Origin of the sequence: Acinetobacter sp. SwsAc4 (assembly GCF_013391535.1) — a bacterium.
Taxonomy (GTDB): Bacteria; Pseudomonadota; Gammaproteobacteria; order Pseudomonadales; family Moraxellaceae; genus Acinetobacter.
Map to the genome: position 1 here is coordinate 19,124 of NZ_JACAXC010000018.1, position 14,514 is coordinate 33,637.

At 36.2% G+C, this 14,514-nt stretch carries 14 protein-coding genes; 5 read left to right on the forward strand and 9 right to left on the reverse strand.

Translation table 11 applies throughout. From position 1 onward, the window contains the following. Positions 1-8: 8 nt before the first annotated feature. From HYG88_RS09785 to HYG88_RS09820, 7 genes are all read right to left on the reverse strand, one after another. Entirely contained in the window at positions 9-1,841 is a 1,833-nt protein-coding gene (locus HYG88_RS09785; protein WP_178883011.1) for a hypothetical protein, read from the reverse strand. 123 nt (positions 1,842-1,964) lie between these two features. Next, complete coding sequence (locus HYG88_RS09790; RefSeq protein WP_178883012.1) at positions 1,965-3,137, reverse strand: LuxR C-terminal-related transcriptional regulator; 1,173 nt, start codon at positions 3,135-3,137, stop codon at positions 1,965-1,967. Between the two features lie 591 nt (positions 3,138-3,728). Then, positions 3,729-4,019, reverse strand: a complete 291-nt coding sequence (locus tag HYG88_RS09800; RefSeq protein ID WP_178883014.1) for a hypothetical protein — start codon at positions 4,017-4,019, stop codon at positions 3,729-3,731. Positions 4,020-4,141: 122 nt separating this feature from the next. Next, positions 4,142-4,525 (reverse strand): hypothetical protein, encoded by a 384-nt coding sequence (locus HYG88_RS09805; RefSeq protein ID WP_178883015.1) that lies wholly within the window; start codon positions 4,523-4,525, stop codon positions 4,142-4,144. 28 nt (positions 4,526-4,553) lie between these two features. Continuing rightward, positions 4,554-4,703: a hypothetical protein gene (locus HYG88_RS09810; RefSeq protein WP_005085365.1), complete on the reverse strand. Its 150-nt coding sequence runs from the start codon at positions 4,701-4,703 to the stop codon at positions 4,554-4,556. Between the two features lie 23 nt (positions 4,704-4,726). After that, on the reverse strand, positions 4,727-6,310 hold the full coding sequence (locus HYG88_RS09815) for a CAP domain-containing protein (RefSeq protein WP_178883016.1): 1,584 nt from the start codon (positions 6,308-6,310) through the stop codon (positions 4,727-4,729). A 30-nt stretch (positions 6,311-6,340) separates the two neighbouring features. Next, positions 6,341-6,949: a hypothetical protein gene (locus tag HYG88_RS09820; protein ID WP_178883017.1), complete on the reverse strand. Its 609-nt coding sequence runs from the start codon at positions 6,947-6,949 to the stop codon at positions 6,341-6,343. Between the two features lie 849 nt (positions 6,950-7,798). Between HYG88_RS09820 and HYG88_RS09825 the strand changes: the two genes are divergently transcribed. From HYG88_RS09825 to HYG88_RS09835, 3 genes are all read left to right on the forward strand, one after another. After that, positions 7,799-8,152 (forward strand): DUF2384 domain-containing protein, encoded by a 354-nt coding sequence (locus HYG88_RS09825; RefSeq protein ID WP_178883018.1) that lies wholly within the window; start codon positions 7,799-7,801, stop codon positions 8,150-8,152. Between the two features lie 485 nt (positions 8,153-8,637). Then, positions 8,638-8,985: a hypothetical protein gene (locus tag HYG88_RS09830; protein ID WP_178883019.1), complete on the forward strand. Its 348-nt coding sequence runs from the start codon at positions 8,638-8,640 to the stop codon at positions 8,983-8,985. After that, positions 8,969-9,823 carry a hypothetical protein gene (locus HYG88_RS09835; RefSeq protein WP_178883020.1) on the forward strand — a complete coding sequence of 285 codons (855 nt, stop codon included), beginning with the start codon at positions 8,969-8,971 and terminating at the stop codon, positions 9,821-9,823. The genes HYG88_RS09830 and HYG88_RS09835 overlap by 17 nt, the downstream gene beginning before the upstream one ends. A 150-nt stretch (positions 9,824-9,973) precedes the next feature. On the opposite strand, the gene HYG88_RS09840 is transcribed toward HYG88_RS09835, so the two are convergent. Continuing rightward, a complete protein-coding gene (locus tag HYG88_RS09840; protein WP_178883021.1) occupies positions 9,974-10,921 on the reverse strand; it encodes a MobA/MobL family protein in 948 nt (315 codons plus the stop codon). A 500-nt stretch (positions 10,922-11,421) separates the two neighbouring features. On the opposite strand from HYG88_RS09840, the gene HYG88_RS09845 reads away from it, so the two are divergent. Both HYG88_RS09845 and HYG88_RS15290 read left to right on the forward strand, forming a co-directional pair. Further along, positions 11,422-12,129 (forward strand): hypothetical protein, encoded by a 708-nt coding sequence (locus tag HYG88_RS09845; protein ID WP_178883022.1) that lies wholly within the window; start codon positions 11,422-11,424, stop codon positions 12,127-12,129. A 215-nt stretch (positions 12,130-12,344) separates the two neighbouring features. Continuing rightward, positions 12,345-12,560 carry a hypothetical protein gene (locus HYG88_RS15290; protein WP_136458840.1) on the forward strand — a complete coding sequence of 72 codons (216 nt, stop codon included), beginning with the start codon at positions 12,345-12,347 and terminating at the stop codon, positions 12,558-12,560. A gap of 266 nt (positions 12,561-12,826) precedes the next feature. Here the strand turns inward: HYG88_RS15290 and groL are convergent, their stop codons facing one another. After that, the gene (gene groL / locus HYG88_RS09850; protein WP_004770360.1) at positions 12,827-14,461 is read right to left on the reverse strand and encodes a chaperonin GroEL; all 1,635 of its coding nucleotides are present in this window, start codon (positions 14,459-14,461) and stop codon (positions 12,827-12,829) included. Positions 14,462-14,514 lie beyond the last annotated feature (53 nt).

Consider the following 14,514-nt stretch of genomic DNA (forward strand, 5'->3'; position numbering starts at 1 on the left):
CTTTTTTCTTAGTCTTCATTCAAGAATGTTCTCGTCACAAAAGTACGATTGTTTGCACCTCTGCTCCAGAAATTAAAAAACGCAGCATCTTTTCCGCCATCTGGTCTATTTACTGAACCCCCAGTCCATGAAAATGAAACAGTATTTCCACTTTTAGGACGAATATCATCTGAGCCACGGCTACCGACACCAGCACTGATATAATCAAAAATATACCCTTTTGCAGTTGGACGTACGAAATTGACGGTAACTCGTGTTCCATTACTCAGCTGTTTAGGATCACTAGGCGATATACTACTTACCGAAGCGAACCAGTTATTTTTATTACTTCCTGCCGTGCTGTTCGATACAGGAATAGCCATTAAATTCATAGTGTAAGGCTTTAAAATATTTCGACCTTGCTCATCAAGTAAAGTGGTCGCACCATTTTCTCCACGTGGAGTAAAGGTAAATTCACTATCAGGTTTGACTAATCCAAAATTAATACATGGTGATCCTTCAGCTTGTTGATTACATTCACTTAACCAACTTGTAACTTCTACGCTGCCATCATCTTTAGTAATTCCCCAACCTATATATCCACCTACAGGTCTTAAAATAATAGAACGGTTCAAAGCTGGATGTGTCACCTCAATAGATTTAACTTCTGAAGGAGCATCACTAACCCCTATTTCTAATTGTCGAGTAAAAACTTCTTTAGGATTCCCATCTTTATCTGTGTAGATATGAAACTTTTTACTTGTCAGTGTTCTTGTATTAACAGATTCAAGTACCTGATCAATATAACGTTGATTGCCCTTGTTCTGCCAAAATGTGCCCTCTTTGACAAAGACAAAATCCTCATAGCCGTAAACAATATTGTTATCAGCAATTTGAACTCGTACAGTAAGCTCATTATCATCATTCACACTAAGCAAACGTGGCGATTTAAATTTCAGTCCCTTATTTTCTGAGTTACTTAAAATATCATCTAAAAATTCATCCAAACTTTGTCCGGCCTGAAGAAATTTATCATCGGCAGCAAAATAACTTTTAATCTGTCCAGACTGAGGCAAACCATTTTCAAAATGGGATGAGAATAGTGCCAATCGGGCGGAAATACTTTTTAGAGCAGTACCAACTTCTTTAAGTTGACGCAATGGTATAGGTAGTGGGGTATTATCTGTTGGATTAGCTATATCATCGAATACTTTATTGTTATTAATAACATCCTTAATGACTGCTGTTTGTGTCTCTGAGTCAATAATTACCTGAATTGCATCAAGTAACTCATCCATACCTGTGTGATCTGCTACAAATTGTGCCCGAGTAAAATCAATATCTGTTGGTAGATTTATTTGCTTAAGTGCTTCTTGTAAACGATTCGCAAGTACAATATTTGCTGCTGAAAGCTGTCTCTCAATGCCTGATTGTTTAACATATTCTTCATATTCACAATTATCAGACTTAAAACCAACTGCGTTCGCTACAATGAGATCGGTGTAAGGTGTGATATTTATTGTTCCATTAATATCGCTATGCAATGCAATAGAACAAAAGGTTTGTAATACTCCTGAAGCATACCCTTCAGCTTTGAGTATAAATGGGGCTTGCATACCATTTACATCTACAATGTATTCGCCCCTTTCACTTATCTCGACAGTTTTAGATTCATTTTTAGCATCAATAATAGTAACTTGACCAATTAATGGTGCGCCTGCTGCTACTGTTCCAGAAATATGATTTTGTGTTGGAGAAGGATCAGGATTGTTGGTTGTGTCTTTTGATTGAGTATCATTATCATTGCACCCCATCATCAAAAGTGCACTTACCACTGCTGTATACAGAGCAAAATTTTTCATACTATTTCCATTAGTTATTAATTTTTAACTATTATTCTAATGGAGTCATATAAAATATGCCTATCCTCATATGAGGATATTTTAAGAAAAATTTAAGCTTTGTATGGATTAAAGTTATTTCTATTAGAAATCAGAACTTAATCCTATTAAAAAATGCATCAATTCGGCCTGTGAATTACATTCTGTTTTCGTAAAAATATTTCGTAAGTAGGTACGTATTGAACTACGTGTAAGTTCCATTTGTTGTTCAATTTGCTTTAAATTCATACCATTTACAAACATATGGCACAGCTCTAATTCTCGTTTTGTTAATTTATATTTTTCCTTTAGATCATCGTTTAGTAACTGATAGTGGGCTGATCTCTTATCTTTCGTTAATTTACCTGCATTTTTCTCAAAACTAAGCATTACGAGTGGACGAATACCAAAAAATGACATTTCCTTTTCAGAAGCCAACAGACTCAATGTGAATTTTAAATCCGAATTTGATATTGAAAATAGAGTATCTTTACAAAAGTTTAACTGTTGTTGGTTATAACGGAACATTTCTTCAATTTTATATAAATGATCTGATAATTTAACTTGATCATCACTATGTAGAATTAATTTATTATCTTTAGATTGTATATGATGATTGTCTTTTAGCAGTTGATCAGCAGCCTCATTATAATGGACGATTTGACCAGACAAATTCAACAAAATAATTGGTTGGCTAAGCTTATCAATTAAATTATATCCAACAATATTTTTTACAGAAAACTCAAATAACTCGCGTTTAACCAACATGATACGTTTCAAATGTGGTATAAGACGATCTAAGAATTCCAACTCTTGAGAATTTAATGGTTGACGTTGTTCAGATGTACTAATACTCCAAAAAACACATAACTTTTCGTCCCAAAGTAGTTCATGGGTAGCAACATATCTTAAATCAATCGGTAATAAGATTTTCTGATATAGATCAGACTTTTGAACTAATTCGTCTGTAACGTGCGTGTGACATTGGTACCATCCTTTTCGATTAGGATCTAAGAACCTGCCCCATCGAGGATCTGCTTCTATCGGGTATCGTAAATAATCTAATTCCGCAGCTACATAATTTTCTAATGGAAAAATACCAACTCCATTACTATAAGAAAGAACATTATAAGTGAAATCTATAGCTTGAATATGTACATACGATACATCCAAGACATCTAAAAGCCTCTTTGAAAAATTGAACCAGCCATTTTTTTCTAAAGGGATATTGTAGATGAGGTCACAAAGTTCATTATAGTAATTATCAAGTAATTCCATTTCTTTTATATATCAATATCATCAATGACTTACATTATTATTTTCTATTCTTATTTTCAAGCACAGAGTAAGTCAATTCAGTTCATAAGTTTATATTCAAGTTACTCTAAATTAGAGTCTGTTGACATTTACTGTGTAAAAAATAGCGAGAAACTAAAATTCAATCGTCAAACTAAATCTACTTCTGGCTATGCTCCGTACAATCCTGACTGATCAACACTGGTTAAAACTGAAATCTACTGTCCATAATTTTGTATTTATCTCAAACATACTCTTAGAAGTTTTTTGAAGCAATTCTTTATAGAAAGTACTGGCTGACTCATATGTTGATAGAAAAGCCCATTCTGGTTATGTTCGGCTAAATTACAAAGTTCGTGCAAAATCACATAACCAATGTATTGAGTGGTTGCTTTACACAGCTAAAGTTTTAAAACAAGTGCCCCTTGAGGTGAACAGCTTCCCCCATTGTATTTATATCGTAAGAACTCAAAACTTTAGTTTTCAGTACAACATAGCGTTCCATTTAATCAGCTTATACAAACACCAAAATTTCCACGCAATAGTTTCACCAATTGAACATCTTCATCCCCTCTAACTTTTATATTGCTTTCGTATTCTAGAGTTATGCTTCCAACTTTTTGCAACTTTATAGACATAAGCTGGCAGATCATCCCATTCTTCAGGCAAGCCCGTACCTCGTGCAACACGAAGTTTTAAAGGATAGTTCTTATATTCAAGCAAATGAAGAAAATAAAAACTACGCTCTTGACGTGTGCTGAACTTTTTATGATACACATTTCTCAGATGAGGGTATCGTTCTCGTATACCGTCATTAGGATGAATATTTTCAGGTTGTAGGTACTGAAATTTCAGCTTTTTCATATTGCCTCCTAGGTCACATTACCTAGAAGGGGTCCTCTGCGTAGTAGTTCATTGTTTTAAACCTTTAATTTATCGTTGATCCATTGTTTTTAACGAATTCTCTAAGCTGCCAATCCTTCTCTTTATTTAAAATAATAACTGATGATCGTATCTTTATGATCTCCCCAGCCTGTCGAGATATCCGTCAATTCAACACCATTTTTCTGGTAACTTTTTACTCGGTATAAATAAGTACGTGGTGGAGAAACTTCATTGGTTCGTACTTTCTCAATCAAAATGAAAGTCTTGTCATCCAACCATCTTACTCTTAATGGTAATGGATCTTGACATTGCCCTATTTCTGCATACATTGCAGCATCTTTTCCATTCTTGGCAAAAGACAAGCCTGCACATTCTACATCGGGTAAATCTAAGACTAGTCGTTTACCAACTAAGCTTTCTTTTACGCCTGCACTAGCTAATGTTGAAAGGCTTACACATAGTCCTGCGAATATTAATTTTTTCATTTGATATGACTCTTTATTTATTTGGAGGTTAAAACACATTGTCAATAGAGCCACACTGTAAGATGTGCTGTGAGAAATTGACTGGATTGTCATAAAGGCTGATAAAAGTAATCATGTCATTCAGATCAGAAGTATCTCTTTTACTCGTGACGAGAATTTTTTGAATCTTACGTGCCATTTTGTTGTTGTCCTTATTTTCGATTAACGATCATTCACATTAAACCAGTAGGAATATTCTTTAGGCTGACCATTCACCAAGACATTGCTGAGTTTGACGTCGTAGATCACATTCAGTTTCAAATCGTCGAAGTTAAATTGGATATGGTTAGGAACTCCGATATTTTCATAGCGTATATTGCTGATCTTCTGTTTAGCTCCACTACTTCGTTCAGTGACAACAACAGTGGCTTTGGCGTAATCCACATTTCGATTGGCAAAGAAATTCTTTTGATCGGTTAAAACTGAAATCGAGAGAATTGAACCCGCCATATAATATTTGGCTGGATAGTTGTGGTAGGGATAGGCAATCACACCGAGTGGTGCAGCGGTTGGATTGTCGAAGGGATAAACCACTTTGTAGGACGTACCGACCACATAAGGGAATCGGGTATCTTTAAATGATGGCGCATTAACTGAACCATACGCCGATTTTTGTAAGAAAGGATTCAGCATCCAGAGGCGATGCCCCACATCTCCTGCAAACAGATTTAATTTGTCATGCACCATATTTGTAATGCTTTCGGCAGGTGAATAGTCATATTTATTCTGTCTTACCCCCATTTCCAAACTACTGGTTTTTGCACCCACTGCACCAATATCTGAATAGCAGTTTGTGGTCGCTTCAGGGTAATGAGTCAAGATGTTGTTTGCCGCAAGAATCAGGGCAGTCTGCATCATCTCATCTTCATGGGCATAATCGTATGTAATACTTGGCAACCCATGCAAGGCACGAACCGTATTGAGCTCATGTAAAAACTCATTTCTAAACTTTGCTCTGAGCTTACCTGCATAACAGTTATTGATATCGGGTGCATCACCCATAGATGAAGCTTTAAACACATCAAAGCTGATGGTTTTACTCTCTGCTGCCAGTGTTTTAGCATCCCCCTCTTGAGTAAGTTTAAGGGTACATAACCCTGCACCAATCCCTTTGAGTTCCCCCTGACTATAGGTACAGGTTGATGAAGAAAGGCTGCTAATCGTGACAGGTAGTTTGGCACTGGATTCCGTATCCAGTGAATACACACTCTCCGTCAGGATATATTTGATTTTTAGTGGGGTAATGGTTTGCTTGAGCTTATTCACGCACACATTATTTTCTAGATATTGCTCAGCCGCACAACTCACATTGACGGTCATGCTGCTATTCAGTGCTAGAACTTTTGCCGTCCCTGCCTGTGTCAATACCAGATTACACTGACCGACTTTATGCGCTTTAAGTTCACCGCCACTTACACTACAGATGTTGGGTGTGTTACTGCTAAACGTTACTACTAGACCTTGATCTGTTTGCAGCGATAATGGATAGCGTTGACCTTGAATCAGCGTACTGAATGGTAGTGACTGAATATTCTGCACTACCTTGTTTTTACATACACCCTCTTCCAGATATTGGCTTTCAACACAGGTCACGGGCTTAGGGATTGGATTGCCATTATCTGGATTATCCGTTCCACCGCCATTGGATGAACTTGAATCTCCACCCGAACCACCACCACACCCGACCATTGCTGTACTGATTGCCATCATTAGAACTGATGGCATGAACGATTTTGAAATCATCATGATTGACTGCCTTAAATTTTTATATTGTTGTTATTGATAATGATCAGCCGATAATAATTGACGGATTTCACTGGCCATTTGTGGACTATGCCAAGGAAATAGTACTTTTAGGCTGTAATTCGGTTTGAATGGATCTCGTGTACCGATATTGACTTGAAACTCTCGTTTCATCGGTGTGCGATGAACCTGTTGATTGACATGCGTTCCCATCATTGGATTGCTGATCACAGTGGTCGTGGTTCTAAAGTTATCTTCAACTAAGTTGTAGTGTCCAACGGAAGTGATGTAATCAAAGGGATATTTGACGAGGCGTTGATCTGGCTGATCAAACAGAATAATGGTTTTATCTTGGCTGTTAATCCAGACACCACGGTTTTGGTAGTTAAAGCTTTCTCCTTGACGCTTGAGTTGTTCAGTCATCCCGTCAAAGTAGGTATTTCCATATTCATAAAGGTAGTAAAGGATCACAAACCAGAACAGGTCAAAGCCAAAGAAGATGTAACCGAAAGCACCAAAAGAGAAGATTTTGGCAACGATGAGAAAGATCACGATGGGTAAGACCACACATTTTATAAAGAGCTTAGATTTTTGTGGGCGGTGTTCAATGGGTATGATTTTGGGTTTGCTTAATTCAGTCATGGTTGTTTTCCGCATGTTCAATGCAATGCACAATCACCAGCAGATATAAAAAGGTTTATTTTTTATAGGCGTGACTTAGCCATCCACCGTTGGATTGTTCTTGTAAAAATATTGTTTGAATACAGACGAATAATAAAAATTAGCCGTATCGCCCTCGTTGCAAAGCACAACAAGGTTGAACATGGGGTGAGTCGCAAATTAGAAAAAATTGGTACAGCATGAGAAGCTCCTTGAATCTTAAGAAGTTCTGCCATATCACTGCTAAATAATGGTGGCAGAACAAAAGAGGGTTAGCAGACTGGGATCCAAGGAACCAGCACACCCGAAGGTGTCCCCCTTCTGTCCTACCATAAAGATAAAAAGGGGGACGAGAAGGTCCACAAAAAATAGGCAGGCTATTCTCTGTGCTGGATCAACGGTCTGCTAAAACCGACTGGCAATGTAGGCCAGCGAGCCCATATTAATTTTATCCAGCGCTTTAGTCAATTTTACAAAGCACTAAAATCTATACAATTAGATTCGCCTCATATAATCGCATTAAGTCTTTGATTTTTCCCATAAGGTCAAATTACTCCGATCGATCGGCTCATTTTGCTTTGATGGATGAGGCTAAAATGGACTGTTGTTCTCTATTAAAATAAAACAATAAAATAAAGAATTAAATCAGGCGCGGCTCAGCTTTTACATTCAACGCATTGAGATGAATGAATGCCTAATGAGCTGTTAATGAGAAGATTGCGATTTACTCAGGCTGATTTAAAGCGATCAAACTGAAGCTCACGCACCTTCAGAAATAGCCTATTAAATGGGATAGAATAAATAATCAGCAAAGCTCAGCGGGTCGATTGAATGAACTCTGTTAGTACAGCAACAGTTTTAGCAGAAGCCGTATTGAAAACTGCGGATTTACTCGGTCTTAGTAATACTCAACTGGCTACTGTGATGGGTCTCGATCTCATGTCGATGAACCAAATCGAATTCTCAGCTGTATTAGAACCCGCATCTGCACAAGGTGAAGCTGGATTATTACTGATTCGTCTTTATCAAAGCTTATCAGCACTCACGGGCGGTGATTCTGAATGGATTGATTATTTTATGAATGCATTCAATACCGCAACCGATGGTGTCCCGATTCAGCAAATTCAGAACAGAAAAGGCTTAGAGAAAGTCTTAACGGTAGTTGAAGCCCTGAACAATCGATGATTTATTTAACTCATTCTTTTAGCGAATCACCTTAGATTTGATGATTTCTTATTTTTTACAGAATCATTGAGAGCTAAAAATTAAATATTAGTCTATACAGCCGTCCGCAAGTACTGTTCAAAACAATATTCCCAGCCGTCAGAAATTTAAAATATCTCCAGCAGAATCAATGAATTATTTAATGTTAAGATATGTAAAAAGATCCAATCACAGAGTTGACAGCTCAAGCGATACCCAGTTAAGCTAACTCTACACAGCAAAATCTGTGTTCAGGCGTAGGAAACCTGATATTATCTAGGTGCAAATAAATGTCGCACTTGCGGCTATTTTTTTGTCTACTGTTTAGCAGTCGTTATGGCAGTTTGACAGGACAACCGTAAGGTTGGCTGAGCCTAGATTCAGTATTTCCTACTCCTGTTAAGCTGCCACCATCATCGTAGGAAAATGATGGCGGTAAGTAATTAAACTTATCTAGGATTACTGCTATGAACGCAATTCTTCATGGTGCAAACACTTGCACACCTAAAAAACAAGCTGGTCAACTGATTGTTGAACTTGGCAAATCTATTTCAAATCCTCAGCGTCAGACACTCGCCAATCTTTATATTGCTGTTGATACTGCAAACTCCTTGCTCAAAGAACTTGAACAAGCACATCAAATCATTCGTGAATGTATGCATGAAATGACTGATGAACAAATTCTTGAAGTTGCAAAGCTCAATCAAAATAACAATTTATCGTCGCTCTGGGCATTTCGTACACATCAACGTCACAAGATGATTGAACGTGCACAACGTGTTCTACGTGGGGCGAATCATGTCCAAGACCAATAAGAATAATAACCTCCTGATTTCTGGAGACTATCCTCTGATTGCTTCGCCAACGCTTGCAAAAGCGTTTGGCGTGGCTGCCGCCAATTTTTTACAGAAGCTGCATTACTTTTTAGAAAATAACGAAGGAAAAACCTTTAATGGAAAAAAGTATTGGTTCCATAGTTATGAACAGTGGCAAACCACGCTCGGTGTATATAGCATCTCAACGATTAAAAGAATCGTAGCAAAGTTAAAGCAAGCTGGAATTCTTGTGATTGAAAAATTGGCACAGAATAAATGGCTACAAACCAATTTCTATACGATTAACTATAAGAAACTCAAACAATTCATCAAAGTCGACAGTCAACCAGATCATCAGGCTAAAGTGAAATCATCCATTTCTGCTCCAGTCGCTGCACCAAGATTACAAAAGTCAGCACCAGCACATACTGTTCAACCGAGTGCACTAATCAATTCAATTCAACATGCATTTCAAAATATCAAGGTTAAATCAAATACATTTGCACCAACATTGAAAGTAGCAAAGGAATCCCGTATACGCCCTGACTTTGTCACGCGTGAATCTTATTCAGTAAAAGGATTAAGCCAACCACTCCACCCTGCGGCATCCAAGGAAATATTAAAAAATATGGATATGGGCTACCGCTGCTTTTATCAAGCACTGAGGCAACAACGGGTAGATATTGCTTATGATGATCACCGTATTCAACAACTGTTAAAGTATCAGAAGCGAATTCTTCAACACATTGTATATATCAAACAAAATTTTTCAGGACATGAGCGTTATCAATGGCACACGCTTGAACAATTGCAGATGGAAAACTATTTTAAGAAATAGATCAAATTGCGCTAATACCAATTCAGTTGATCCGTCCATAGAAAGTATATAGACAGATCAACTGATTTAATTAAAGGCTGAAGGAGGAATAATACATTCCATTGAGCTTGCTTGTGAGCAGTCATCATCTTCGGTTTATTAATGAGGATATTAGAAGTCAAAATCAAATTTTTTAGATTGATCAAGTTGTGGCTTATTCTGGTTTTCCTGTTCACGTTTTTTAGCCAACGCTAGCTCATACTCTTTTTTATAAAGTTCATACAGATTATTTTGACGAATTTTCCGAATGTTCTTTCTATATTCTGCTACCTTGTCTTGATCTTCAGGATCAGTGCTATAGAGTAATGACCTTGGAATTTGTGGGACTGTTTTTAAATTGGTTCCATGTTTTTTATTATAATCTTCATTAGATAAGCACGATACTGCACTGCTCACTTCGATTTCCATACCATGAATTTCTATAATTTTTGTGGGTGCATATTTTTCTAAAAATTCATTTATTATTTTTTCAGTTTGTGTTCGGTAGTGAAATAATATATTACGACCAAATCCAAGCACATCAGCCGTGATTTTTAATGCACCTCCTTTTTCAGGATTTTTTTGACGATATTGCTTAAAGAACTGCTCTGGGGAACGTTGAATATTATCCAACATACTTTTTTCTGAAAATAATAAATGCAAATGTGGCTGTTCAGACTGTCCATCGAGCGCAGACACATGATTATGAATTGCGATTGTTGATGGCATTTTATATTGACCACAAAACTCATACATCAGTCTCTCAGATAATTCGATACGTTTATTTCTATCCAGTTCTTTGGGCAAAGCGATTGTAATATGTGATGAGGTTCGTCTAGTCTCACTTGTATATTGATCTGCTGCATACCAAAACTTTTCAGGATTATTTTCAGACCAAATCGGCATATTATAAGACGCACAATATTCAAGTTCTTCAATCTCACTTTTATGCTTTGAAAAATATAAAGTACGCGTAATATAGTGATATGCACTTTTTGAGAGTCTACACTTTGAATCACCATCACTCAATTTTATTTGACTGTCATCTTTAACGTTGTGACTTAAATGAAAATAATACATTTTTACTTCCGATATTAATTTAACTGGAATATCGGATCCTACAAAATTTTAAAAATTCATGCTTCGTTTCGTGAAGAAAAATGAAAAAAAATATTTTTCAATTAAAACGCATGAGCAACTTCACTCCCATAATTTAAATTTATATAATAAAAACAATAACTTAGTTGTGTGTTTTATTTGTATGTAGTAACAGTAAATCTAAAACATAAGTAACGCATAAATTATATAATAATCAATTGCTTAAAACTAAAAGTGCTGCGCAGCACGAGTAGAAGTGTCTTTTAAAGCGAGCGAAGCGAAATTTAAAAGACACGGAAACGAGATATAAAAAATCTTTTTTGCATTCGCAAAAAAGATTTTTTATCTGTCCCACCATTAACAGCCAAAAATTAACAGTTAAAACTAACAGAAGAGTATTTTTTTTGAAAAACTCAACATATGACGATTTTTTTTAAGACTCTGTGATATACCAACATTTTCTTAATTAAATATGGTTTAAAATGGCTAGAGTGAAATTAACAGTGAATGAAATAACTTTAAGAGTCGAAAAACACTTAAAACAGATAGCTAAACGTACTCATTCAGATGAGTTAATACTACAATTAATTCAATCGAAAACTGTAAATCAATTTACAGAAGAAGACACAAGAAAATTAAAAAATAAATATCACAAAATTTTGGAATTAAACAGATTAGCAGAATTAATGGACTCCATCTGCACAATCGCAAAGGGTGATCGTTCTGATATTGAAAATGATATCGTTTTTTTTAGTGGATATGAAGATCCTTCTTCTCAGACTGATGAAAGATTAAAAATAGCATTAAAAATGCTAAGAAACTACAATCGAAGAGTTCCTGATTTAATAAAACAAAAAGCACATGATGAAATCAAAAATTCATTTCATAGTTCTTACAGACAAGTAAAACAAAAGATAAAAGATCGAAAGCAAGAGAATCATGAGAAATTTTTTCTTGGAAGTGTGCTTATATCATTTTTTAAATCACAAAATATTGAAATGAATTATCTTGAGAATACACTTAAAATGATCGAGTTTTATCAAACTAAAGATTATTTTAGAAAAGAATTGTTTTCAAAGTCCGAAATTGAACAATTTAAATTTTCAGAGCAAGGTAGAAACTTTAACGACAAGAAAAATTCTATTTTATCCGACCCCAAGAATCCTTTTTATAACAAATCCATAGATTAAAAGAAAAAGTAGTATACGTTAGCTCATTTAAAATAAATGAGCTAAGTAGCTAACGTTGTTATCATCTATAACTAACAAAAGATTATTTACTGATATAATAAAAAAATAAGTATTTTTTTTGATTTTTTACATATATCTCATCTTTTATTTTATTAATTTGATAATCTTCATTTTAAGAGTTTATCTTTTCAACCTATACAAATGGAGAAAATCTAATGATTAAATCTATAGACCTTACAAATACAGAGCGACGCGTATCGACTGCTGAATTTGCATTAAGAATGAATATATCCGAAAAAGAACTATATGATCGAATTAAAACTGGTCGCGTGAAGAGACCAATAAAGGATGGACGTAAAAACTTCTGGCTTAATAGCTATGTCCTTACCTGTATTCTAAATGAGGAAAACTCCATACTTACGTCAGAATGAAATAGATGTTGCTCTAAGTCAAAAACGCCTGATTTTTCTCAGGCGTTTTTTCAATATTTTCATTCATTCATTCAAGAGTTAAATTCTTATCTAATAAGATGACTTCTTTTTTAAGAGATTTAAGGTTTATATAATTAAAAAGGTCACAAATAAAATTTGTGACCTTTTTTGTAACAAACTCATATGTGAGTAACATCATGAGTAAGTTAAATATAAATAGCTTAAATTACATTAAATTACAATAACTTAAACTATACACAAGCGGTTTACATCATTCCGCCCATACCACCCATTCCGCCCATATCTGGAGCAGCTGGTTTATCTTCTGGGATATCAGTGATCATACATTCTGTAGTCAACATTAAACCAGCAACAGAAGCTGCGTGCTCAAGTGCAGAACGCGTTACTTTAGCTGGGTCTAGAATACCCATTTCCAACATATCGCCATATTCACCAGTTGCAGCGTTATAGCCAAAGTTACCTTCACCCGCTTTAACTGCATTGATGACAACTGATGGCTCATCACCAGCATTCGAAACGATTTGACGAAGTGGCGCTTCAATCGCACGGCGTAAAATGTTGATACCCGCAGTTTGATCTTCGTTTGCACCTTTTAAGCCATCCAATACGTTTACAGCACGTACCAGTGCAACACCACCACCTGCTACAACACCTTCTTCAACTGCTGCGCGCGTTGCATGAAGTGCATCGTCAACACGATCTTTCTTCTCTTTCATTTCAACTTCAGTTGCTGCACCAATTTTGATAACTGCAACACCGCCAGCTAATTTAGCAACGCGTTCTTGAAGTTTTTCTTTGTCATATTCAGACGTAGATTCTTCGATTTGCGCACGAATCTGTTGAACACGTTCCGCGATTTGTGCAGCATTACCCGCGCCATCAACAATCACAGTATTTTCTTTAGATACAGTGATTTTGTGTGCAGTACCTAAATCTTGAAGAGAAGCTTGCTCTAAAGACATGCCGACTTCTTCAGAAATAACAGTCGCGCCAGTCAAGATCGCGATGTCTTGAAGCATTGCTTTACGACGGTCACCAAAACCAGGTGCTTTAACCGCACATACTTTGATAATACCGCGCATGTTGTTTACAACAAGTGTAGCAAGCGCTTCGCCTTCAACATCTTCAGCGATGATAAGAAGTGGTTTACCTGTTTTAGCAACAGCTTCTAATACCGTGATTAATTCACGGATATTGCTGATTTTTTTATCTACAAGAAGAATGAACGGATTTTCAAGTTCAGCAGTTAAAGTATCTTGCTTGTTCGCGAAGTATGGAGAGATATAACCACGGTCGAACTGCATACCTTCTACAACGTCTAAAGCATCTTCGAAGCCAGAACCTTCTTCTACAGTGATAACACCTTCTTTACCTACTTTTTCCATTGCTTGCGCAATCAACTTACCAACAGTTGTGTCAGAGTTTGCAGAGATTGAACCCACTTGTTCAATTGCTTTGAAATCATCAGCAGGTTTTGCATTGGTACGGATATTTTCAACAACCGTTTTTACTGCGATATCGATACCACGTTTTAAATCCATTGGGTTCATACCTGCAGTTACAGATTTGATCCCTTCATTTAAAATTGCTTGAGCAAGTACAGTTGCCGTTGTTGTACCGTCACCCGCGATGTCGTTGGTTTTAGAAGAAACTTCACGAACAAGTTGAGCACCCATGTTTTCAAACTTGTCTTTTAAAGAAATTTCTTTCGCAACTGTTACACCATCTTTAGTAATGTGTGGTGCACCGAAAGAACGGTCGATGACAACATTACGGCCTTTAGGACCTAAAGTTACTTTTACTGCATCTGCAAGCACGTTAACGCCTGCGATCATTTTTGAGCGAGCTGAATCACCAAATTTTACGTCTTTAGCTGACATGTTAAACTCCGAATCTTTTTAAATACTGAATCTGAAAATAAATTTGAGTTATG